At 46.5% G+C, this 22,799-nt stretch carries 16 protein-coding genes and 3 tRNA genes; 3 read left to right on the top strand and 16 right to left on the bottom strand.

Features of this window, described 5'->3' with window-relative positions; translation table 11 throughout:
• Window positions 1-10: 10 nt before the first annotated feature.
• Complete coding sequence (gene dnaX, locus VSQ61_RS07840) at window positions 11-1,573, bottom strand: DNA polymerase III subunit gamma/tau (RefSeq protein WP_334343883.1); 1,563 nt, start codon at window positions 1,571-1,573, stop codon at window positions 11-13.
• A gap of 3 nt (window positions 1,574-1,576) precedes the next feature.
• A complete protein-coding gene (locus VSQ61_RS07835) occupies window positions 1,577-2,650 on the bottom strand; it encodes a 6-phosphofructokinase (protein ID WP_334343882.1) in 1,074 nt (357 codons plus the stop codon).
• Between the two features lie 146 nt (window positions 2,651-2,796).
• Here VSQ61_RS07835 and VSQ61_RS07830 point away from each other — a divergent pair.
• A tRNA-Ser gene (locus tag VSQ61_RS07830) sits at window positions 2,797-2,885 on the top strand.
• Between the two features lie 87 nt (window positions 2,886-2,972).
• The gene (locus tag VSQ61_RS07825; RefSeq protein WP_334343881.1) at window positions 2,973-4,205 is read left to right on the top strand and encodes a DUF4026 domain-containing protein; all 1,233 of its coding nucleotides are present in this window, start codon (window positions 2,973-2,975) and stop codon (window positions 4,203-4,205) included.
• 84 nt (window positions 4,206-4,289) lie between these two features.
• Here the strand turns inward: VSQ61_RS07825 and VSQ61_RS07820 are convergent, their stop codons facing one another.
• From VSQ61_RS07820 to VSQ61_RS07805, 4 genes are all read right to left on the bottom strand, one after another.
• Complete coding sequence (locus VSQ61_RS07820) at window positions 4,290-6,683, bottom strand: hypothetical protein (protein ID WP_334343880.1); 2,394 nt, start codon at window positions 6,681-6,683, stop codon at window positions 4,290-4,292.
• Window positions 6,684-6,757: 74 nt separating this feature from the next.
• A complete protein-coding gene (locus tag VSQ61_RS07815; protein ID WP_334343879.1) occupies window positions 6,758-8,842 on the bottom strand; it encodes an efflux RND transporter permease subunit in 2,085 nt (694 codons plus the stop codon).
• A gap of 53 nt (window positions 8,843-8,895) precedes the next feature.
• Entirely contained in the window at window positions 8,896-9,462 is a 567-nt protein-coding gene (locus VSQ61_RS07810; RefSeq protein WP_334343878.1) for an HdeD family acid-resistance protein, read from the bottom strand.
• Window positions 9,463-9,619: 157 nt separating this feature from the next.
• Window positions 9,620-10,210, bottom strand: coding sequence for a TetR/AcrR family transcriptional regulator (locus VSQ61_RS07805; protein WP_334343877.1), 591 nt, complete (start codon window positions 10,208-10,210; stop codon window positions 9,620-9,622).
• A gap of 249 nt (window positions 10,211-10,459) precedes the next feature.
• On the opposite strand from VSQ61_RS07805, the gene VSQ61_RS07800 reads away from it, so the two are divergent.
• Window positions 10,460-11,830 carry a serpin family protein gene (locus tag VSQ61_RS07800; RefSeq protein ID WP_334343875.1) on the top strand — a complete coding sequence of 457 codons (1,371 nt, stop codon included), beginning with the start codon at window positions 10,460-10,462 and terminating at the stop codon, window positions 11,828-11,830.
• A gap of 46 nt (window positions 11,831-11,876) precedes the next feature.
• Here VSQ61_RS07800 and VSQ61_RS07795 read toward each other — a convergent pair.
• The 10 genes from VSQ61_RS07795 to VSQ61_RS07750 form a co-directional block, all read right to left on the bottom strand.
• Window positions 11,877-11,947: transfer RNA gene (locus VSQ61_RS07795), tRNA-Gly, on the bottom strand.
• A 23-nt stretch (window positions 11,948-11,970) separates the two neighbouring features.
• A tRNA-Phe gene (locus tag VSQ61_RS07790) sits at window positions 11,971-12,043 on the bottom strand.
• A 94-nt stretch (window positions 12,044-12,137) separates the two neighbouring features.
• Window positions 12,138-13,073: an alpha/beta hydrolase gene (locus VSQ61_RS07785; RefSeq protein WP_334343873.1), complete on the bottom strand. Its 936-nt coding sequence runs from the start codon at window positions 13,071-13,073 to the stop codon at window positions 12,138-12,140.
• 172 nt (window positions 13,074-13,245) lie between these two features.
• The gene (locus tag VSQ61_RS07780; protein WP_334343872.1) at window positions 13,246-14,217 is read right to left on the bottom strand and encodes an ABC transporter permease; all 972 of its coding nucleotides are present in this window, start codon (window positions 14,215-14,217) and stop codon (window positions 13,246-13,248) included.
• 3 nt (window positions 14,218-14,220) lie between these two features.
• A complete protein-coding gene (locus tag VSQ61_RS07775; protein ID WP_334343871.1) occupies window positions 14,221-15,705 on the bottom strand; it encodes a sugar ABC transporter ATP-binding protein in 1,485 nt (494 codons plus the stop codon).
• Window positions 15,706-15,791: 86 nt separating this feature from the next.
• On the bottom strand, window positions 15,792-16,850 hold the full coding sequence (locus VSQ61_RS07770) for a sugar ABC transporter substrate-binding protein (protein ID WP_334343870.1): 1,059 nt from the start codon (window positions 16,848-16,850) through the stop codon (window positions 15,792-15,794).
• Window positions 16,851-17,107: 257 nt separating this feature from the next.
• Window positions 17,108-18,592 carry a sugar ABC transporter ATP-binding protein gene (locus tag VSQ61_RS07765; RefSeq protein WP_334343869.1) on the bottom strand — a complete coding sequence of 495 codons (1,485 nt, stop codon included), beginning with the start codon at window positions 18,590-18,592 and terminating at the stop codon, window positions 17,108-17,110.
• An 18-nt stretch (window positions 18,593-18,610) separates the two neighbouring features.
• Complete coding sequence (locus VSQ61_RS07760; protein WP_334343868.1) at window positions 18,611-19,396, bottom strand: DeoR/GlpR family DNA-binding transcription regulator; 786 nt, start codon at window positions 19,394-19,396, stop codon at window positions 18,611-18,613.
• Window positions 19,397-19,538: 142 nt separating this feature from the next.
• Window positions 19,539-20,564: an aldo/keto reductase gene (locus tag VSQ61_RS07755; RefSeq protein WP_334343867.1), complete on the bottom strand. Its 1,026-nt coding sequence runs from the start codon at window positions 20,562-20,564 to the stop codon at window positions 19,539-19,541.
• Window positions 20,521-22,665 carry a glycoside hydrolase family 13 protein gene (locus tag VSQ61_RS07750; RefSeq protein ID WP_334343866.1) on the bottom strand — a complete coding sequence of 715 codons (2,145 nt, stop codon included), beginning with the start codon at window positions 22,663-22,665 and terminating at the stop codon, window positions 20,521-20,523. The genes VSQ61_RS07755 and VSQ61_RS07750 overlap by 44 nt, the downstream gene beginning before the upstream one ends.
• Between the last annotated feature and the right edge of the window lie 134 nt (window positions 22,666-22,799).

Raw genomic sequence — 22,799 nt, 5'->3', positions numbered from 1 at the left:
CATCCTCCTTTTATTCTTCTATCTCAATTTCCATATGAATAAACTGCTCCATGTCAATCGCACCTATATCTGTATGCGGATCGTTATCCATGGATGCAATGACTAACTCCATCTCTTTTCCTGTACCCTTTTGAATCACTGTCTGAATCTCCGTAAGATGAGCCGGCTCTTTCAGAAAATCCTCACCAGTTGATGTGGCGGCAACAATTCCCAACCGATTATCTCCCAACGCCTTTAAACGCGCATCCTTCAGATAAGTGCGCAGCAGCGGATGAAGCTGGTTCACCACATTATACCAGTTTTTCACCACATTCTGGACATCCTCAGGCAATGCCTTGGGGGCCACAGGCGCCGCTTCCTGCTTCTTATCCGGAACAGGCATCTCACAAGCAGACATATTTGCCTGTGCAGGCGCAATGCCTTCCTCCATCTGTTTTTCCAAAGCGCGTATTCGATCCAGCAGTCCGTCCGTATTCGTCTCCATAGCCGGCTTACAGAGTTTAATAAATGCCACCTCCACCAGCACACGCTTCTGTGAGGCATAACGTATCTGCCCTCCAAGCTCTGAAAAGATGCGGATGTAGCGCATGAGCGTATCCGTCTCAATCATCTGAGCTTCCTGGCGAAGCTGCATCAGATTTTCCGTAGATACGTCCAGCACATCCTCCATGTGCTCAGAGCTTTTCAGCAAAAGCAGATTCCGCAGATACCAGGTAAAGTCAGTTACGAACTGCCCCAGTTCTCTTCCCTGCAGCACCAGATCTTCAATCTGCTCCATGACCCCTATTAGATCCTGCTTGAGCGTCTGCCGCAGCAACGCACTGTACACTTCTGTATCCACGGCCCCCAGCACATCCAGAACATGGTCGTAGGTCAAATCCTGGTCCAGATAAAAGGCGATACACTGATCCAAAAGGCTTAACGCATCACGCATAGAACCATCCGCAGCCTTGGCAATATACCGCAGAGCTTTTTCTTCCGCTGATACTTCTTCCGCCTGCGTCAGTTCCTTAAGACGCTCTGTAATGGTCTCTGCCGAAATCCTCCGGAAATCATACCGCTGGCAGCGGGAAAGAATCGTCACCGGAATCTTATGGGCCTCTGTAGTTGCCAAAATGAAGATTACGTAAGAAGGAGGCTCCTCCAAGGTCTTCAAAAGAGCATTAAAGGCTCCGATAGAAAGCATATGCACCTCATCGATAATATAGACCTTGTACCGTCCTTCTGTAGGAGAATAGGCTACCTCATCCCGTATCTCACGAATATTGTCCACACCATTATTGGAAGCCGCATCAATCTCTATCACATTCATGGAAGTGCCTGCCGCAATAGAACGGCAGGCTGCACATTCTCCACAGGGATTTCCGTCTATTGGCTGCTCACAGTTTACTGCCTTTGCAAAAATCTTGGCAATGGTAGTCTTTCCGGTTCCTCTGGTGCCGCAGAACAAATAAGCGTGGCCTATCCGTTCTGCCTTGATTTGATTTTTCAATGTTGTGACTATATGCTCCTGGCCCTTTACATCGCCAAACTCCGCAGGCCGGAACTTCCGGTAGAGCGCCATATAAGACATGGGTTAATCTCCAAAGCTGATTCCAACCATCTTTGCCTCTGCAATAATAGAAGAATTGGGATCTACAAACTTTAATTTTCCGGCAGACTCCTGCAGCGGAATTCTCTTAGTTTCATCACCTACAATACCAATCATATAACCATAGTCATCATCCACGATAGCCTGGGCAGCAGCAGCTCCAAGTCTTGTGGAAAGTACACGGTCATACGGGCAGGGACTTCCGCCTCTCTGGGTATGTCCAGGAACGGTTACTCTTACTTCTGTGCCCAGACGCTTGGTAAGCTGATCGGCAATCTCATAGGAGACTGTAGGATAGGTATAAGTCTCCATGAACTTTTTCAATTCTTTCTTGGACATTGCCGCACGCTCCTTAGGGATAGCACCTTCTGCCACTGCAAGAATGGTAAAGCCCTTCTTCTGCTTATTCCGAGCATCAATGGCGTCGCAAATGCTGTCAATGCTATAGGGAATCTCCGGAATCAGAATAATGTCCGCTCCGCCTGCAATTCCTGCATGAAGGGTAAGCTGGCCCACCTTATGTCCCATAACCTCCACAATGAAAACACGTCCATGAGATGCCGCTGTGGTATGAATACAATCAATACAGTCTGTTGCAATATTTACCGCACTTTGGAAACCGAAAGTCATATCGGTTGCCCAGATATCGTTATCGATGGTCTTAGGCATATGCAGCACATTCAGCCCTTCTTCTCTTAAAAGATTCGCTGTCTTCTGGGTTCCGTTTCCACCCAATATCACCAGGCAGTCCAGACGCAGCTTGTAATACGTCTGCTTCATAGCTTCTACCTTATCCAGACCTTTCTCGTCCGGCACTCTCATCTGCTTAAATGCCTGTCTGGAGCTTCCCAGAATGGTTCCGCCTTTGGTAAGGATTCCTGAGAAATCTTTGGGAGTCAGCATACGGTAATTTCCATAAATCAAACCCTTATAGCCTTCCTCAAATCCATACAGTTCCACCTCGTCCAGAGCATTGCAGACACCTTTTACAATACCTCTCATAGTTGCATTCAGGGCCTGGCAGTCTCCGCCGCTGGTCAGCATTCCGATTCGTTTCATAAAGCACGCCTCCATCCTTTTCGTTCAGATTTTCCCGGGCTTTCGCATTTGAAGCCCACACGATAGATAAATTTTAACATAAATATGCATTTCTCACAAGGGAATAACTTGAAAAATCTTGCCGGTCGTATTATAATCTATTCCATGGAGGAGTACCCAAGCGGCTGAAGGGTCTGGCTTCGAACACCAGTAGGTCGGTAGCACCGGCGCGGGGGTTCAAATCCCCCCTCCTCCGTTATTTTAAAGGGATTGCAGCAGTCCGCAGAAACATTCTATGGATTTGCGGCAGTCCTTTTTATTATTGAATCAGGAGGAAATGATTATGGAAAAACCAAAGTCTTACATGCTTGCCGTGCCGTCTCAGCCCAGAGATATCGAAGATCCGCAGCTGCTTTTGGACCGGCTTCATACAACCGGTGCTTTTCAGCTTCTATCAGAACACATGGAAGAAGAAACACTGTTTCTGGAAATCAATTATAACGGAGAACTCTATTCAGCCGAAATTTATCCCTTAGATTTTACCATTCCGGAGCTTTACCGCTGCCAGCACCTTTTTCCCGATGTTGATGTAGAAGCTGTTCAAACTGCTCAGTATGGGCTTGCCGTGGTGTTGGAATTCGGAAAAAACCCCCTTGTCTCCTACCATTTACAGCTCAAGTTAATTTATGCCCTGCTGCCGGATGTTCTTGCTGTACTGGATGACAGCTCGGAAAAGATTTTGTCCGGACGCTGGGTCATTCTGGCTGCCCAGTCTACAGTCCCCCCTGCTCCCCGTTATCTTTTTACTGCTCAGGCAGTCTCCGGGGAGGAAGACTGTGTATGGCTTCACACGCATGGCCTCAATCGCTGCGGGCATCCAGAGCTGGAAGTACTGAATTCTAACAAAGAGACTTATCAGAGCCACTATAACACTCTGGAAACGTTGGCCTATCGGTTGTTAGAGGCAGATAGTACTCCGGAATATGGAACGCCTTTTTTCCTGGCTTATGTTGCTCAGGGCATTCCTTTAGTTGTTACACTGATTGATTGGGAAGAGGCCGTCTCCTGTTATCCCCCGGATATGCTGGGCGGAAAAAACGATCGGGAAGACGGGCATAATGAAGATACCTGTGCAGTCTTTGTATATCCCACTCATGAAAGTGCAGAAGAGGGAAACTATTCTTCCCTTGCTGTCTATGATGAACTGCTTGCCCAAAATCCTATCTATATGTTTTCCACTTCAGAAACCCTGCGTATGAAGGCTCTGGCTGCAGAACGAATGGAATTTTTGTATCAGGCTTTTTCTGACAAGAAAAATCACCTTCTGGTGAAGATTGGACTTTTAATGGATAAAAAGCACCGGACAGATTCCAATGATCGGGAGCATATCTGGTTTGAAGTTACTGATATTCAAGAAGGGAGTATTACTGCAAAGCTTACTCAGGAGCCTTATTATATCAAAGGACTTCATGAGGGATATGTGGGAGCTTACAGCCCGGAAGACATTACTGACTGGCTGATTTTCACCCCCGAACGCAGGATTACCCCTGATGATGTTTACATTCTTTCACTTTAGATCAAACTCATTATAAAAAAGGCAGTTCCATATCCCCCTCCTTTGAGAGAATTTGGATATGGAAACTGCCTTCTTTTTATCTTTCTATTTTTCTATTCCTGCTGTTTTGTAGATGAATCTTACATTTCCTTCTACTCCGTCAGAAATTCCTGCAAAGGATTGATAAGCTTTGGCTGCGCTTTTCACCCCTTCAAAACGGTCAGACAGCTCCTGGAGATCCCCATTAAAGGTATCTGCCAGCTTCTGGATGCCCTCGTCATTGAATTCAATGGTTCCATCCTTCAATTCCTTTGAACCGTCCCGCAGTTCTTCTACACCATCGCGAAGCTCCTGACCCCCGTCCTTTAGTTCTTCGGTTCCATCTTTTAGTTCGCTGGTTCCGCCCTTTAGTTCGCTGGCTCCTGCTGCCAGTCTTCCGGCACCGTCACTTAGAGCATCAATTCCGGAATTTAATGTGGGAGCATTTTTCAGCAATTCCTGTACACCTTCGTAAACTTTATCTACACCCTGGGTATAGCTTCCGATTCCGGCGTTTATTTGGTACGCTCCTTTCAGCAGTTCCAAAGTCGCGTTCGCCATAGTTAATGTCTGTATGACCTGCTGTGTCATACGAGCAACCATTTTTTCTTTGACTGCGTCTGTCGGATTTCCTGCTCCGGAACCCGTTTGAACCATTACTATTTCTTTTTCCTGAACCTCTGCCTGTGGTTCTGCTTCCTGGTCTGAACTCTGATTGTTCTCTTGTTCTGCCGCTTCCTGTTCTGTTTGCAGCTCCTCTTGTTGTTCCGTACTTACTTCCTCCTCTGATTTTTGTTCCTGATCAGACACTTCTTCTGCATTCTGTGATGATTGCTCCTGTTTTTTATCTGTTTCTACAGTAGTTAATGTATCTGCACCAGCAGATTCTACTGTCTTCTCAGAATCTTCTCCTGCCGGCACGGGATCCTCCGTTGCTTTAGCCGCCGATGCCTTTTCCTGCAAGTCTTCGCTCTCCTCTGGTTCCGCTTCCGGCACCTCTGTATTATCCAGACTCTGAATTGAGATACCAGTTAACTGAGCAGTCACCTCTTGTTCGATCATGGCTCTCACACTGGCCGTGCTGCCAAGAAGACTTTGAATAATTTTCTGATTATTATTAATGTCATTCAAAAATTTATTTATTTCCTGCGGTGTCTTTGGCTGCGACAAGGTCGTAATCCCTGGAATACCTGCGGCACTAAGTGCTGCCAATTGAGCGTTCGCCATCTGAAATACTCCGTCATACAATGCTTTTGCCCCATCATTCAAAGCCTTATCATTCTGGGTAAGCTGCTGCAGACCATCCGCCAACTGCTTTACACCTACAAACAATGCTCCTGCTCCGTTTTTTAAAGTACCGATGCCATCATACAGCTCCTTTGCGCCGTCCCTTAAATCCCCGGCGCCATCATTCAATTTTTCTGCCCCGTCATCCAGTTCATCAATGCCGTCTGTTAGTTCTTCAGTTCCATCATACAATTCCAGCACACCGTCATACAGCTCAGCAGTTCCATCCATCAGTTCATTCATGGCATCCTGCAGCTCATCCATATCCGCTGACAAATCATCCATTTTTTCCTGGGCATCAATATCCATATCTGCAAAAATTTCGTTGGTCGCCACCGTCAGAGTCGTTGCCAGCTCAAAATCCGTCACATCCGCAGTCAACTCCACATACTCCGGAATATCCAGCTCTTCCACATCAAAATCCTCACTGCCAATGTCCAAATTGTCCTTGAGTCCAGGCATCGCATACCCCATTACAATGGTGCGCTCACCATCATTGATGACCTTCCCATTTGAAACCTCAATATTTCGGAAGTTCTCATTGTCCAGAACCAGACTTGTCATAACTACAAAAGGTACATACAAAGCTTCTTCCTTCTCTCCCACCATTACAGCTTCCTTCTGCCGATTGGTGTAATCAAATCGGATATTTACCTTGCCGCTCTGCCCTGCCAGTTCTTCCGGAGAAACCGTTCTGCCATTTAACTGATAGGTCACTTTCAAATCTACCGGAAGCTCTTTTTGAATACTTCCCTGATAATAAATATCATTCCCTGCCGCATCCCATACGCCTAAAGAGCCTTGCTTTTGCTCAAAGCCTTCTGTTCCTTTTACATTTGTAATATTAGTCAGCTCTGTTGTATCCTCCAAAGTTTCACTTCCCATAGCATTTTTCAGCCAATCGCTGACAATCAGCTTTTCAGGAGAGCCAGCTGCATTTGCAATTACGTAGACAGTTTCCTCCTTAGCTAATTGTTTTTTATCCTGAGCAGTCAGCTGTGCTCCTTCTGTTTTTGCTTCCGGATTCAGCTTTTCAACTGCTGTCAGCACATTTTTCCTGATCCAGCCCTCTGCCTCTTTGGCCTGAACCGGAACCTGAATGCTGCCGCATACAAGCAGAGCCGCCATAACCACTGACACACCCTTTTTCCATTCATTACACATTTTTTTCATGTTTACCTCCTATTCCAGTTCTCCTGAACCTATATCTTGCATTTATGCTAAATTTAACTTTTCACGTTCTTCAATTACTTATTAGATTTCTTCGGCCGAAAGCCAGCACTTGTGACACAAATAATTCTATCAAACACCAGGAACATGGCCGGCAGAATAAAGGCTACTGACAGCAGGCTGACAATTGCCCCTCTTGCCATCAGTGCACACAGCGATTGTATCATATCTACATCTGAGTAAACCGCCACACCCAAGGTTGCTGCAAAAAATCCAAGTGCGCTGACAATTACCGACGGCAGGGAAGCAGTCAATGCTGTTGAGATGGCCCCCACCCGATCCTGCCCTCCATACCGCTCCTTTTTATACCGGGTTGTCATCAAAATCGCATAGTCCACGGTTGCCCCCAACTGAATCGTGCTAATGCAGATGGGTGCAATAAAGGGAAGGGATGTTCCTGTAAAATGCGGAATTCCAAGATTTATAAATATTGCGAATTCTATAACTGCCACTAAAATAACAGGCAGAGAAATACTTTTCAGCACTACTGCAATTATGACAAAGATGGCAATAATGGATATGGTATTGACCACCTGAAAATCGTGATCCGTAATCTCAATCAAATCCTTGGTACAAGGCGCTTCTCCAATGAGCATTCCGGTTTCATCGTATTTTTTCATAATATCCTGAAGCACTTCTATCTGTTCATTTACCTCATCCGTAGCTGTGCTGTATTTGGACTGTACCAGAAGGAGCTTCCAATTATCACTCTCCAGTTCGTTCCTTGCTTTGTCCGGTATCATTTCATCCGGAATTCTGGAACCAATAGCCGAATCCATGCCCAAAGCGAATTCCACACCATCTACTTCCTTCATTTCTGTCACCATGTTCTTCACATCCTTGGAAGAAACATTTTTATCCAGCAGAATCATGTGGGTGGCTCCTGCAGAGAATTCATCCTCCAATTTGTTTGTAGCCTGCACATAGCCCATATATTCCGGAAGGGAACCGCCCAGATTGTAATAAACCTCTCCCCCCGCTTTATCATATCCATAGTAAGCAGCCGGAAGAATCAGCAGGAACAAAATCAGAAATATAGGATAACGCCGTACCACGACCCGTACCAGCTTTCCGAAATCCGGCATCAACGGACGATGCTTTGTTTTTGCAATTACCTTATCCAAGACCAAAATCATGGATGGCAGTATGGTTACACAGCCAACAACGCCGAAAACCACGCCTTTTGCCATTACAAGCCCCAAGTCCAATCCAAGGGCATAGCTCATAAAGCATAGCGCAATAAAGCCTGCTATCGTAGTAATGGAACTTCCCACTACGGAGGTAATTGTCGCTTTAATTGCATGGGCCATGGCCCGTTTTTTATCTCCTTCAAACCGCTCCTGCTGCTCTACATAGCTGTGCCACAGGAAGATGGAATAGTCCATAGTAACCGCCAGCTGAAGCACTGCCGCCAAAGCCTGTGTCAAAAATGAAATCTCTCCCAAAAAGATATTGGTTCCCATGTTCAGCAGAATTGCCATTCCAATGCTTACAAGGAAAATCACCGGAAGCGCCCAGCTGTCCAAAAAGGCTGTCATTACAACGCAGGAAAGCACTACCGCCAAAACTACATAGATAACTTCCTCCCGCTCACACAGCTCCTTTAAGTCGGCTACCATTGCTGTCATACCGGATACAAAGCACTGCTCTCCAGCAATCTCCTTAATTTGCGCCGCAGCGTCCAGTGTTTCGTCTGCCGAAGTTGAGGTGTCAAAGAAAACCGCCATCATGGTTGCATTTTCCGAATTGAAGATATCATAATATTCGTCCGGCAGGATTTCCATGGGCACCGAAAGGTCCATGACACTGTCATACCACAATACGGTAGCTACGTGATCTACTTCCTCAATTTGCTCTCTGAGAGCCGCCACCTGTTTATTTTCCATGCCCTCTATAACAACAAAAGAAAATGCGCCTTTTCCAAACTCATCCATCAAAATGTCTTGGCCTATCATGGTCTCGATATCACCGGGCAGGTAAGTCAGCATATCATAATTGATTCGTGTTGCTGCCATCCCTAAAGCTGACGGAATCATCAGCGCTAATGTTATAATCAAGATGGGGATGCGAAGCTTTACTACCCCTTTGCCAAATTTAATCATAGTATCCTCCTCTATTATAATTCTGCACTGCTTAGATAGTTCTGTTTACTCTATCAGTCTCTCTCATTTCGTACATGTTGTTTTTCAGTCTTTATGGTATAGACTGCCACATACAGATTCAGCAATCCCTCCATTAGAAGTGCAGCTCCCAACAACATCACTGCTCCGGCGACTCCAGAGCTTCCGAATGGATCTATGATAATTAAAATCCCCAGAATGCTGGCCAGAACTGCTGCTCCTCCTATCATCCACCACCGCTCAAGTCCAAAGCGTCTGGCATCAAAAGCTGTCTGTATTTTCAAAAGTCCATCCGTCAGCACCACAATTCCCAAAACCAAATTCAGAAAGTGCAGAACACTATTACTGCGAAACAACATCAATAATCCCAAAACAACTGCCAAAATGCCGCAGGCCAAGTCAAACTGAAAGGCCAGACGATACAGATCCTGTGACAGGTAACCGCAGATTTTAAACCCTCCGCAAACGATCAGCAGGATTCCTATGCCTCTGCAAATCAATGCCGCCGAAATCTCTGGATGAAGCAGCAGTAAAAAACCTGCTATGCAAAAAGCAATCGAAGATATTGTATATCCTCCTTTTGCAATCCGAACTGCCCGCATCTGCGCTCACTCCCTTCTCTCTGATGCTTTTTATTTTATTCAATAATGATTGCTTTTGAAACGGACAAAAAAAGAACGATGTACAAAATCTGTACACCGTTTCCAAATTAACTAAATTTCAGACACTCGGGCCCTTTTGCCTAAAATATTGAGTAAGTTATGTAAGGGTCTTTTTTCCTTTCCCGGCCTTAACCTTCTGCCGTCCTTTTTCCATAGCAGCTGACACGCTTCCTTCCAGCAAATCTCCCAGCTTCCGAATCAGCTGCTCCGGATTCGCCTTCATACCTTCACCTACCCAGGCCATTACCATTCCTGATAAGCCGCATTTATAAAAATGAATGATCAACTCCCGATCCAGATCAGGTACATCTCCAACTGCATCCAATCCTTCTACCATCCGCCGCATTACTTCCTCCGCAATACTGTTCAAATAGCGTTCCAATTCCTCCCGATTGACTGAATTGTAAATATGATAAACTGCCCGTTTATTATTCAAGGCAAAGTAGGCCGCCTCAATAAATCCTTCTTCCAGTGATTTCACATCCGCATGCTTTGCAATTACATGCTCTACCTCTCCATCAATCACAAAGGTCAGCAGCGCATGAATATCTTCAAAATGATAGTAAAAGGTATTCCGATTAATTCCGCAGCTATCTACAATCTCCTTCACTGTTATTTTATCCAGCGGCTTTTCATTCAGCAATTCAAGAAATGCTTCTACGATTGCTTTTTTTGTAAACTGAACCATAGAAAAAAACTCCTTTTCTTATCATTCTAGTTGATTATAACGGATTTATTTCTGATTTTCAAGCAAAGATCCCGGGCAAGTAAAGTCGTCTGTTACATAGCACCACATTACCATGCCGGCTCTGTGATCGTCATGCTGGTGCCCAATCCATGTTTAAAAGTTCCGAAAACCTGTAGTAACTGCTGTATATTTTACGTTCTTATATGTAAATAAGAAAGTTTCAAATCCACAAGATAGGAGGAACTGCAAATGATCCATACATATTTACGAAAAAAATCTTTATTTTCTATTCTGTCCATCCTGCTTGCCGGCGCCTTGGCTGCCTGCAGCGCAAGTACACCTGACGCCACGTTCACTCTTGCCAAAGCGTCCTACCCTGAAATGGCACCTTATCCGGATGAGGCTGCTTTTACGGATCCTTCAACCGGAGAGTTCGATGATGCATTTTATGATGCCTATGACGCCTGGCAGGAAGATCCGGAAAGCCAGCAAAGCCATGCGCCCGCTTACGACGGGAAGCTTAAAGGGTTCCTCTGCAAAAGCATTCCCGAATTTCTGTCCGGACAGGAAGGCGAAAACCGCATTTACTCTCCCCTCAATGTCTATCTGGCCCTGGGCATGCTGGCTGAACTGACAGAAGGAAACAGCCGCCGGCAGATATTAGATTTGCTGGGAACAGATAACATACAAGAGCTGCGCACCCTGGCTTTCGCACTCTGGAATGCCAACTACTGCAGTGACGGAGCCACCACCAGTATTCTTGCAAGCTCTCTGTGGCTTAATGAGGATGTAAGCTTTAATCCCTCCACCATGGAGCAGCTTGCCAGGACCTATTATGCTTCCTCTTATCAGGGAAGCATGGGGTCTGAGGAATTCGATAAAGCTCTTCAAAGCTGGCTGAACGAACAGACAGGGGGACTCTTAGATGAGCAGTGCGCCAATGTGAACCTGGATGCGGATACAATTCTGGCTCTGGCTTCAACTGTTTATTATCGTGCAAAATGGTCCGGAGAATTTATGGAAAAAAATACCGCACCGGATGTTTTTCACGCTTCCAGGCAGGATATGAACTGTGATTTTATGCATCAGACTAACAGCCAGGAATATTATTGGGGAGATAAGTTCTCCGCTACCGCCAAGGAGCTTGACGGCAGCGGCGCTATGTGGCTGATTCTGCCGGATGAAGGGATCACTGTAGGCGATTTGCTAAAGGATGAAGAAGCCATGAACTTTCTATCGTCAAGGGGAGATTGGGAAAACAGAAAGCATCTGACCGTAAATCTGGCTGTGCCCAAGTTTGATGCCGCTTCCAATATGAATCTAATCCCCGGCCTGCAGAAGCTTGGCATTACAGATATATTTGATGAGGATGTTTCTGACTTTTCTCCCATGACAGCAGATAGGGAGGGCATCTTTATGTCCAGGGCAGAGCATGCCGCCCGGGTTACTATCGATGAAAAAGGCTGCACTGCCGCTGCCTATACGATTATGGCCATGTGCGGCGCAGGTATGGCGCCAGAGGAAGAGGTAGACTTTGTGGTGAACCGGCCATTTTTATTCGCCATTACTGGGAATGACGGGCTGCCCCTGTTTGTGGGAGTGGTGAATCAGCCGGGTTAAAAGCAAAGGAACCCTTGATTTACCGGGTTCCTTACAAAAAAACAAAAGCGGGTGATGGGAATCGAACCCACGTGTCCAGCTTGGAAGGCTGGTGTTCTACCATTGAACTACACCCGCATAATGCAATATTAAAATATAAATGCCCAGAACCGGAATCGAACCAGTGACACGAGGATTTTCAGTCCTCTGCTCTACCAACTGAGCTATCTGGGCAGATAACATCTGTTGTGACTGTGTTTCACAACAGATGTTATTTTACACGATTAGCATTTATTTGTCAACATTTTTTTATTTCTGCAGACAGCTGTTACAATTCCATAAAATATTTTGCCGCAGATATCACAAAGGCCAGTCCCTCCTCTGCCAGTTCCTCGATGTTATCGGGAATTCCCACCCGCTCCTCCGGGGACAGCGTATCCATGTACCACTCACGGAAAAACCAGTGCTCCAGGAATCCGTGACTGGCCGTAGGGAATTTTCGTACCAATACCGGAACTCCGGCATCCAGAAAGTGCTGCACCATGGTCTCCGATTCCATCCGCAGGGGATCCTGCCCGCAGATCACAATGGCCGCAGGTGCCACACCTTTCAGCTCCTCTGCCGTGGCATAAACCGGGGAAAGATATTTTCCATGGCGGGTTTCTTTGTCTGCATAAATATCATTCATAGCGTCCAGCACCTCCGCTGTCAGGCCTATGGACGCCGTCGTCTTCTCAATCCCCTCAATATAAGCATCCAGATAGGGATAGTCCAAAAGCTGTGCTTTCAGAGAGAAACGCCCTGTCTCCTTTGCCATCAACGCCAGAACGCAGGCAAAATTCCCTCCCGCACTGTGTCCCCAGGTTGCCATACGCTCCCTGTCAATTCCATATTCATCTGCATGATCATGAAAATAACATACGGCATCAAACACATCCTCCAGTCCGCAGGGATAGGGGTGATCCGGACTTTTCCGGTAGTCCAGGCCTATGACATTGTAGCCGGTACTCTCCCACATGCGGGTACGCATCCTGTCATTGTTTGCCACATAGCCCTGAGAAAAACATCCACCGTAAATCTCAAAGATGACGGGGGCCGGCTTTTTTCCCCCGGCCGGATAGAATATGGCTTCCTGCATTCCGCTCCGACAGGGTACCTGAATCTTTTTCCCATGCAGTTCCATATCTTCCGCAAACTTTATATTCGCATCTACTTTCTCTCGAGACAAAATCCCGAATTCCTTTGCTGCTTCACTTCTTGTCATATCATTCTCCTATTTAGAGTTCCGTAATATCCTGTCAGTACACCCTTATGTAGATCAATTTCCAGCCACAAAAAGATGTGTCTGTAAATCAATCTGTGCACTGACAGGATATTACTGATCTAAAGCTGCTGTGCAACAGCTTCTTTACGACTTTACCACCCAACAATGCGTCTTATGCCGCAAGCGTACGCTGAGCACTTCTGTTTTTAATAACATCCAAAACTACCGCCAGAACCAGAACAACGCCGCTGATTACCTGCTGCCAATAGGTATGAATGTTCAGCATTACCATACCATTGGAAAGGGTTCCAAGGAGCAGAGCACCAAACAAAGCCCCTACAATGGATCCTTTTCCTCCGGAAAGACTGGCACCGCCCAGGATAACGGCAGAAATAACATCAAACTCCATGCCGTTTGCATTGGACGGCATGGCGGAGCCAAGCTGTGAACAATAGATCACGGATGCCAGGCCGCACATGACTCCGTTCAGCACAAACAGCACGGTCAGATTTGTTTCCACATTAATGCCGGACAGGTAAGCCACCTGGCTGCTGCCCCCAATGACAAAGATTCGGCGTCCAAATACCGTATACTTGCTCACCAATGTAAAAATGATAATCACGGCAAGCATTATAAGCACGGCATTGGGAATCCCCAGTGTGTATCCACGTCCGATTGCTTTAATTACGTTGTTTGACAGCGTGATTGCCTTTCCGTTGGTAACCAGATAGGACATGCCCCGGAAGATCTCCATTCCTGCCAGGGTTGTAATAAATGCATTGATCTTAATCCGTGTAATCAGAATTCCATTGTACAATCCCGTCAACGCACCTGCCGCAATCGCTCCCAATATGGCAACTCCAATGGGCATTCCCTTATTCAGCAGGGTACCGAGGACAACACCTCCCAGGGCAATCACAGATCCGATAGACAAGTCAATATGGCCCGCCACAATAATCAAAGTCATGGTACAGGAGAGAATTCCTACATTTGCTGCATAAAGGGCAATATTCAGGAAATTGTTTACCGTAAAAAAATGATCGGATTTTATGGCAAAAAATATAATCAGGATGATATATCCAATCACCAGGGGCATAAATTCTATGGATGATACCTTTTTCAGGCTGTTCTTTATAGTCTGCATATCTCAACCTCCTATTGCCGCAGTCATAATATTTGTTTCCGTAAGCTGATCCTTGCTGAATGCAGCCTGTACCCGGTGCTCATGCATTACAATGACGTGATCCGACATGGCAAGCAGCTCCGGCATTTCCGAAGTAATCATAATAATGGACACTCCCTGACCGCACAGCTCATTCAGCAGCTTATAAATCTCGGATTTGCTGCCCACGTCGATGCCCCGGGTAGGCTCGTTCATAATAATGATCTCCGGAGAAATCTCCAGCCATTTTGCCAACACCACTTTCTGCTGATTTCCGCCGGAAAGCGTAGCCGCAGCCGCATAGGGCCCCGGGGTTTTAACCGAAAGGCTCCGTATCCATTTCTCTACGATACCGCTTTCTTTTTTCCGTCTCACCAGCCAGCCGTTCTTGCCGTTTTCATAATAGGCAGTCATTATATTTTCCCATACGGACTGAATCTGCACCAGTCCCTCTGCTTTCCTTTCACTGGGCACAAATGCAAAGCCATCCTTTAGACACTGTTTGGGACAGGACATCCGCACTTTCCGCCCGTTGAGCACCACGTCTCCCCGGGTGGCCGGATAGCATCCAAAAAGTGTCTTGCCCAATTCCAGATGCCCTGAGCCCATCAAACCGTAGACCCCCAGAATCTCTCCTTTTTTCAATTCAAAGGATACATCATGCACATGACGGTTATGCAGATTGCTTACCTTTAGAAGCACATCTCCCGGATGATTGTTCTTATCCGGATACATGTCCTTTATCTCCCGGCCCACCATCAGCCGGATCAGTTCCTGCTCCGTAATATCCTGAATCTCTTTCTGAGCCACAGAAACTCCGTCACGAAGAATCGTCACCCGATCCGAAACCGCAAATATCTCATCCATCTTATGTGTAATAAGAACAATGCCCACTCCACGGCTTTTTAATTTTTTAATATTTTCCAGAAGCTGATGAATCTCTTTATCATTCAGAGCAGACGTAGGCTCATCCAGAATCAGAACTCTGGCATTTTCATAAAGAGCTCTGGCAATCTCTATCTGCTGCTTCTCCGCCACCGTGCAAAGCCCCATCTGTTTGTGTACATCTATTTTTAAATCCACCTCGGCTACAATCTTTTCAGCTTCCGCATAGATCTGCTTCCAGTTCAAAGTATGATTTTTCTGTCCATAACCTTTAATAAACAGATTCTCCGCCACCGTAAGCTCGCTCACATTGGCCAGCTCCTGATAAACCACGGCAATCCCCGCATTCTGAGCCGCAACAGGAGTGGGAAAACGTACTTTTTCCCCATCTACATAAATATCTCCGGAGTTTGGCGGCTGTACGCCTGCCAGGATCTTGATGAGGGTGGATTTCCCCGCACCATTTTCTCCCAGCAGAGCCAGCACCTCGTGCTCCCGGACCTCCAGACTTACATCACTCAGTGCTTTCACCCCCGGAAACTGTTTTGTAATATGTTCCGCTTTTAGGATGACCTTACTTTCCATGCGATTCTCCTTTTCAAAAGACAGGGGCTGTCTTATCTTCCGACAGCCCCATACCCCGTAAGATACGAATGTCACTCTGTCATCTGTCAGGATGCCAGATAATCTGCGAACCACTCTTCTGCGTTATCTCTGGTAATTGTAAGATGATCTACATAAATCTTCTCATCTACTTCCTCGCCATTAATCATCTTGATTACTGCCGGTACCGTATACTCGCCATAGCGGTTAAAGAAAAATGCAACACCGCCTACCCATACTTCGTCTCCCGTGACATCCGGATTTGCTTTCAGATAATCCAGATAGCCGTACTCGTTCTCCGCTACCATGATACAGTCCGCTTCACGTCCCGCCGTCTCAATGGCCGCCAGTGTCGCCGTGGCAATTACATCGTTCAGTGTCCCGATAGCAATCTTATGGTAATCCGGATGTGCGGACAGGAAATCAGAAACCATGCTCTGCGTCTTTGCCGCATCCGTAGTCGGGTCTACTCTGAAAATCTGGTCTTCGGAGAAATCCGGAAATGTCTCTTTCAGGCCGTCATACATCTTCTCCGTGCGGGCCAGAACCGCTTCACCGGAAGTAGAATCCTCTACCAGCAGCAGACAGTCGGGAGCCTCGCCCCAACGCTCTTTTGCCACTTCGCCAAGTCTCTGCCCGCCAACCGTTCCTGCAGTCTCATTGTTTGCTCCAAAGAACACGGCTCCCTCAATGGGGATATCCACTGCAATCACGGGAATGCCTGCGGCTTCCATCTTCTCCATGATAACCGGTCCAACGCTCTCATCAATGTTGAACTCAATAAATCCGTCGATGCCCTGGCTTACCATATTGTCGGCAATCTCAACAGCCTTTGCACCATCGTACTCATTGTTTGCCAGAATCAGCTCAACACCCGCTTCCTCCGCTGCCTTTACCATGCTCTCCCGCACCTGAATCTGCAGTTCAACTTCCTCCGCAATATTTGCAAAGCCAATTACCAGCTTTTCTTTTTCTGCCGGTGTCTCTGCAGGTGCTTCCGCTTCCTCGCCGCCGCTTTCTGCAGGAGCTTCTGCCGGTGCCTGTTCCTCCTGCGTTCCTCCGCCGGAGCATGCTGTCAGGGACAGCGTCAGTGCAAGTGCAAGTGTTAATGCAATTCGTTTTTTCATGTTACATACCTCCCTTTCCCGAGAGCATTTTGAACTATTTTGGTTTGTTTTGCTCTCTTTTGGTTTATATTGTAACACCGTTTGGTCAAAATAGTCCAGTATTTTTTCTTTTTTAATCATTTTTATGCTATTTTGACAAAAATTCAGCGAATAACGCTCCAAAAAAGCCCATTTTCTGTCGAAAACGTCAAAAAAACAACCGGATACCTGGAAACCTCTCCAGACATCCGGCCATTCTTTTCCCAATATATGATTTCTCAATATGTATATTCCACCAAATCCTTTACATTACACTGTTTACTGTCAAAAACGGCTTTTGTCCGTCCCTGCTTTAATACCAGAATCCGATCGGAAAGCCCAATCAGTTCATCATAATTACTGGAGAACAGCAAGATCGAAGTTCCGGCAGCCACCAGTTGGCAGATGTAATTATACAAATCCACCCGATTTGCCGAATCAATCTCTTTAAAGGGTTCTTCCAAAATAAGAATGGAACAATCAGCCTGAAGCCATTTGGCAATATTAACCTTCTGCTGATTCCCCGCACTCAAAGCTTTCACTTTCTGACGTACGGATGCACAATCAATATGGAGCCTGCGGACGTAGTCATCTGCGATATTTTTGTGAGAATATCTTCCTCTCTGATAGAAAAACGCCCGCTTCATCAGCCTTGCCACTCCAATATTCTGTTCAATGGAAAAGCTGGGGATCAGCCCCTCCACGCATGTATCCTCCGGAAGATAACCGATGTGCCGCAAAATTGCCGCCCGGGGTGCCGTCGCCGTCAAAACTTCCTCATTGACAATGATCTCCCCTTTCGAATAAGGTTCCACCCCAAATAACGCCCTGGCCAGCTGATGTTTTCCACTGTCCAAAGCTCCGGCCACACCTAAGATTTCGCCTTTCTTCAGCTCAAAAGAAATATCGTGAAGTCCTGCTTTCTCGGCAGAAAGGTTCCGCACCCGAAGCACCTCCCGGCCCCGTTTACCCGGAAGCTTGGGATAAACCACCGTTTTCTGCTCCCTTAAGCTCTCATCAAAGGCAGCCTCCTCAGAATATTCGCTTTTCTGAATCGTACCGGTAATACGGCTGTCCTGAATAAATACAACCGCATCACATCGGCGAAACATAGGCTCTACCCGATGGGAGAAGTATAAGATCGTTATTCCGTCTTCGTGAAGCTGCTGCACGATGCGTCCCGCCATCTCCAACTCCTGGGGCGACAAGGCCCCAAAACAGTCATCAAGGATTGCAATTCGGGGGTGATGGGCATAAAGCTTGGCCAACTCCAAAAGCCGCTTTTGTCCCAGATTCAGGCCGCCCGCCAGTATTTTGGGAGAAAGGGGAATGGACAACTCTTCCAAAAGCTTTTTCGCACTGTCATTCCATCTTTTCCAGGATACCAGACCACCCGGACTTTTGCTTTTCTGGTCAAAACATAAGTTTTCCGCCACCGTAAGCTTGTCTACCAATGTAGTTGTCTGATTTACCGCATAAATGCCAAGCTCTCTTGCCTGAGCCGGAGATAAAATGGAACAATCTTTTCCCTCTATTTGGAGCGTACCGCTGTCAGCTTTGAGAACACCGGTCAAAATATTGGCCAACACCGTTTTGCCGGCACCATTTGTCCCAACAATCCCCAAAAAAGTTCCGGCTTCTACCTGCAAACTGACTCCGTCCAGCACCGGAACTCCTCCAAGTCTTTTCGAAATATGCTCCAGCTTCAAAATCGGCTCTTTCATACTCCCAGCTCCTTTTGTTTAGAACGCCAAATCCTCAAAGCTTGTAAAAATACGAATTCCATGGCTTAAGTAGTAATCCTTATATCGCTCCGGAACCGTTACGTTCGTCATAACCGTGCGAATCTCGTCCAACCCACAGACCGGCTGAAATCCCGTGGTATCAAATCTGGAGTAGTCCGCAACGGCAATGGGAATTGCCGTATAGGACATCAATGTCTGAAAAACGGGAATTTCTGAACGGATATTATGCGTATAGCCAAATTCCATGCTGATCCCGCTGAATGCGAGAAATGCTTTTCGAAAAAAGAATTGCGAAACCTGCTCCGCAACCAGGCGGCCGGTAAAAATCACGCTGTCCTGGGTCGTTTCCACATCGCCTCCCGTGGCAAACACTTTAATTAAGGGCTGGCTGGATAGTTCATAGGCAACTTTCAAATTATTCGTAACCACTTGCAGGTTCTTTTTATTTTTAAGCTCCCTGGCAATCAGATAGCTCACATGGCCGGAACCAAGAAACAGCACATCATTGTCCTCCACATATTTTGCCGCAAGGCGGGCAATCTGCTGCTGTTCCGCCTCATACGGGATCTCCACAGTCTGCATGGGAGCGGAAAATTCGGAACTGTGCTTTAAAACAGCCCCTCCGTGAGCTTTCAAAAGAAAGCCCTCATTCTCCAGACGGTCCAGGTCCCTTCTAACTGTTGTAACCGATGCATTCAGCAAAGAAGTCAGAGTATTAATGTCCACATGCTCATATTCCAACAGAATCTCTTTAATTTTTCTTATACGTTCTTCTGCAAACATAATTCACCATGCGTTTCTATAGGTTTCCCTCACTACAACCCTTTTCTCTGCAAGAGATAACTTCCAGTCAAATACCTCGCAGCAGTCGCCAAATGGACATGCCAGCATGTCCGCTTGGCTCGTTGCCTGCGGAAATAATAATTTACAGCTTCACCCTTCCATCCAGAATCCCTTTGTAATCCTCATAATTTTTTTCCAGAAGTGCCGGCGTATCCAACCCGAAAGGACATTTCTTCTTACAAGCATTACAGTGTTTACACTCTTCTACTTTCTTCATCTTCGCCTGTACCTCGGGGGTCAGTTGGAGTTCTGATGGCGAGCGGCGAATCAACTGAGACATTCTGGCACAGGTGTTGATCTCGATCCCCACCGGACAAGGCATACAGTAGCCGCAGGCCCGGCAGAAATCAGCCCCAAGCTCTTCCTTGTCCCGGGCAATCACCGCTTGAATCTCCTCCGTCATAGTCGGCGGATTATCTATGTAGGAGAGAAATTCATCCAATTCATTCTCTCTTTGAATTCCCCAGATAGGAAGTACATGATCAAACTGGGCCAAAAAAGCATAGGCCGCTGCGGAATTGGTCAGCAGGCCGCCGGATAAGCCTTTCATGGCAATAAAGCCCATATTGGCTTTCTTACACTTTTCAACCAGCTCCAGTTCGTGTTCCGTAGCCAGATAGCAGAAAGGAAACTGCAATGTCTCATAAAGGCCGCTGTCAATCGCCTCATGAGCCACCCCCAGACGGTGATTGGTAATTCCGATATGTCGGATCTTCCCCTGAGCTTTTGCCTCCAGCATCGCTTCATAAAGGCCGCTTCCATCTCCCGGCTTCGGACAGAACGGGGGGTTGTGGAACTGATACAGATCCACATGATCTGTTTTAAGTGCTTTCAGGGATGTCTCCAGGTGATCCCAAAAATCTTCTGCCGTCAGTGCCATGGTCTTAGTGGCAAGATAAATCTCATCCCGCATATCGCCAAAGGCTTCTCCCAGTTTTTTCTCGCTATCCGTATAGAATCTGGCCGTATCAAAAAAATTCATTCCGCCTTCATAGGCTCTCCTGAGAAGAACTACTGCCGCTTCCTTTGAAATTCTTTGGATAGGCAAAGCTCCAAAACCATTTTTATTTACTACGATTCCTGTGCTTCCAAGCGTTACATGCGTCATGCAGCCACCCCCTAGTTATCCGTTTTTTTTTGCGTCTCTCCACAACTTTCCCATGTTTCTTTGTATCCCGCCGGTTCCTCAGAATCGCCGCTGAAAGAGGCGGCAGGAAAATCTCAATCATCCCATCAGTCACAAGGTAACAGGCTCTCTCCAGCGTAAATCCATCCTCCACAGACAGAATCAGGCGTTCCATCAAAGCGCCATTCGGAACCTCTCCCAGCCAGACCGGAATTGACACTTTCTGCCCTTCCTCATTGTTATTTACCACTGCAAGAACCTGATTATCTCTGGTAAACCGAATCAAACCGATAATTCCATGAAGAGCCAGAATAATCTTTCCGGATCCGATCCGACAGGCCGGATTCTTCTTATGAATGCGAATCAGCTCTCTGTGAAATTCTATCAGCTCCTGATCCTCATGTCCCCATGGGTAGGTTCTTCGATTATCCGGATCCGTAAAACCGCACACCCCCGCTTCATCTCCATAATAGAGCGTCGGTGCTCCGGCCCAGGTCATCTGCAAAGCCACCGCCTCCCGAAATACCGCCTTGGAGATTCCTACAGACGCATCCTCGGAGCTTCGGCTTCCCAGGCGGCCCTCCATATGGCTGGTTCTGGTCAAAAAGCGGGAATGATCATGGTTGGATAACTGATTCATGGCAATCAGGAAAGACGGCCCGTAAAAAGCCCATACATTTCCTTTTAAAGCATCCAGCAATGCCTGCTCGTTATTCAACAAATCCTCCCGAAAATACTCACTGTGTTTTTCCATGCCTGTTAAGAACCAGGTAATTGGCTCCATAAAGGAGTCATAATTCATTACGGAATCCCATTCTTCTCCATTCAGCCATGCGGAAGCATCTCCATAATGCTCCGCATATATTACCGCATCCGGGTTCGCCTCTTTCACGCTGCTGCGAAACTCTTTCCAGAAATCATGGTTATATTCTGAAGTGAGTCCCAGATCTGCCGCCACATCCAAACGCCATCCATCTACGGAATAAGGAGGCGATACCCACTTTCTACCAATGTTCATTATATACTCCCGAAGTTCCGGCGATGCCTCGTAAGCAAGCTTTGGAAGTGTTTTGTGCCCCCACCAGCCGTCGTAATATTCGTTATAGGGCCATTCATGTACATTATGGAAACGAAAGAAATCCCGATAGGGGCTTAACTCCGATACATAGGCACCTTCTTCATAATCTCCGCTTCTCTCATACAGCCGTTCCCGATCCAACCATTTATTGAAAGATCCGCAATGGTTAAACACACCATCCAAAAGAATCCGAATTCCCCGCTTGTGTACTTCCTCCACAAAATGAACAAAAAATTCATTGCTGGCCTCCAGATTCTCCCTGTTCACCACACGCTGAATATACCTCTCCGCCTTCCGATTGTCCGGCTCGCCCTCCGGCAGCAGTTCGCCTCCATCCTTTTTGATCACCGTAAAGTGTGGATCAATATAATCATAATCCTGGCAGTCATACTTATGATTGGAAGGCGATACAAATATGGGATTCATATAGATCACTTCCACACCCAGTTCCACCAGATAATCCAGCTTATCTAAGATTCCCTGCAGATCTCCCCCATAAAAAGAGCGTACATCCATCTCTTTTGGACATTGCTCCCAGTCCTCTATCTTTTCTACCTGTTCACCAATATAGCTGTATTCTCCCGTCAGCACATCGTTGGATGGATCGCCGTTGCAAAACCGATCCACATAGATCTGATACATTACCGCACCCTTGGCCCAGTCCGGCGTGGAAAATCCTGGTATAATTCCAAAAGAATAGATCCTTTGCAAATCCTCCGTAACGCCCCGCTTATTGTAAAAAAGGCGTTCCTCTCCTGACCGAATCTCAAAAAAATAACGAATCGGATTCTTTCTTACCTGCATCTCCAATTGATAATAATCAAAGTTTTGATTTGTTTGAAACTTTTTCATAGGAAGGCGGTTTCCCTTGCTAATAAGATATACACCATCCGCATCATCCCTTGCTGTCCGAAAAATCACTGTCACCTTGTCCCCTGGATTGACTTCCATGGGAATGCGGTATTGATCTGTCTCATCCGAAAAAAGTGCATCTCTGTTAATCATGTTGTCTTCTTTCACTCCAAAACTAGTTATTATATCTTGTTCTAATATATTTTATAATATGCCGTCATAGATTACAAGACAGTTTTTTACAGGCTGCGTCTGTTAAAAATACAAAGTAAAAAAGACAGCCATTT

The sequence above is a fragment of the Candidatus Merdisoma sp. JLR.KK006 genome, assembly GCF_036941035.1.
Lineage (GTDB): Bacteria > Bacillota > Clostridia > Lachnospirales > Lachnospiraceae > Laedolimicola.
This window is presented reverse-complemented; position numbering and strand designations above follow the sequence as displayed.

What these genes read in the sequence shown, in the direction of transcription:
- dnaX (WP_334343883.1), bottom strand. Translation starts at nt 1,573, where the DNA reads ATGTCTTATATGGCGCTCTACCGGAAGTTCCGGCCTGCGGAGTTTGGC.
- VSQ61_RS07835 (WP_334343882.1), bottom strand. Translation starts at nt 2,650, where the DNA reads ATGAAACGAATCGGAATGCTGACCAGCGGCGGAGACTGCCAGGCCCTG.
- VSQ61_RS07825 (WP_334343881.1), top strand. Translation starts at nt 2,973, where the DNA reads ATGGAAAAACCAAAGTCTTACATGCTTGCCGTGCCGTCTCAGCCCAGA.
- VSQ61_RS07820 (WP_334343880.1), bottom strand. Translation starts at nt 6,683, where the DNA reads ATGAAAAAAATGTGTAATGAATGGAAAAAGGGTGTGTCAGTGGTTATG.
- VSQ61_RS07815 (WP_334343879.1), bottom strand. Translation starts at nt 8,842, where the DNA reads ATGATTAAATTTGGCAAAGGGGTAGTAAAGCTTCGCATCCCCATCTTG.
- VSQ61_RS07810 (WP_334343878.1), bottom strand. Translation starts at nt 9,462, where the DNA reads ATGCGGGCAGTTCGGATTGCAAAAGGAGGATATACAATATCTTCGATT.
- VSQ61_RS07805 (WP_334343877.1), bottom strand. Translation starts at nt 10,210, where the DNA reads ATGGTTCAGTTTACAAAAAAAGCAATCGTAGAAGCATTTCTTGAATTG.
- VSQ61_RS07800 (WP_334343875.1), top strand. Translation starts at nt 10,460, where the DNA reads ATGATCCATACATATTTACGAAAAAAATCTTTATTTTCTATTCTGTCC.
- VSQ61_RS07785 (WP_334343873.1), bottom strand. Translation starts at nt 13,073, where the DNA reads ATGACAAGAAGTGAAGCAGCAAAGGAATTCGGGATTTTGTCTCGAGAG.
- VSQ61_RS07780 (WP_334343872.1), bottom strand. Translation starts at nt 14,217, where the DNA reads ATGCAGACTATAAAGAACAGCCTGAAAAAGGTATCATCCATAGAATTT.
- VSQ61_RS07775 (WP_334343871.1), bottom strand. Translation starts at nt 15,705, where the DNA reads ATGGAAAGTAAGGTCATCCTAAAAGCGGAACATATTACAAAACAGTTT.
- VSQ61_RS07770 (WP_334343870.1), bottom strand. Translation starts at nt 16,850, where the DNA reads ATGAAAAAACGAATTGCATTAACACTTGCACTTGCACTGACGCTGTCC.
- VSQ61_RS07765 (WP_334343869.1), bottom strand. Translation starts at nt 18,592, where the DNA reads ATGAAAGAGCCGATTTTGAAGCTGGAGCATATTTCGAAAAGACTTGGA.
- VSQ61_RS07760 (WP_334343868.1), bottom strand. Translation starts at nt 19,396, where the DNA reads ATGTTTGCAGAAGAACGTATAAGAAAAATTAAAGAGATTCTGTTGGAA.
- VSQ61_RS07755 (WP_334343867.1), bottom strand. Translation starts at nt 20,564, where the DNA reads ATGACGCATGTAACGCTTGGAAGCACAGGAATCGTAGTAAATAAAAAT.
- VSQ61_RS07750 (WP_334343866.1), bottom strand. Translation starts at nt 22,665, where the DNA reads ATGATTAACAGAGATGCACTTTTTTCGGATGAGACAGATCAATACCGC.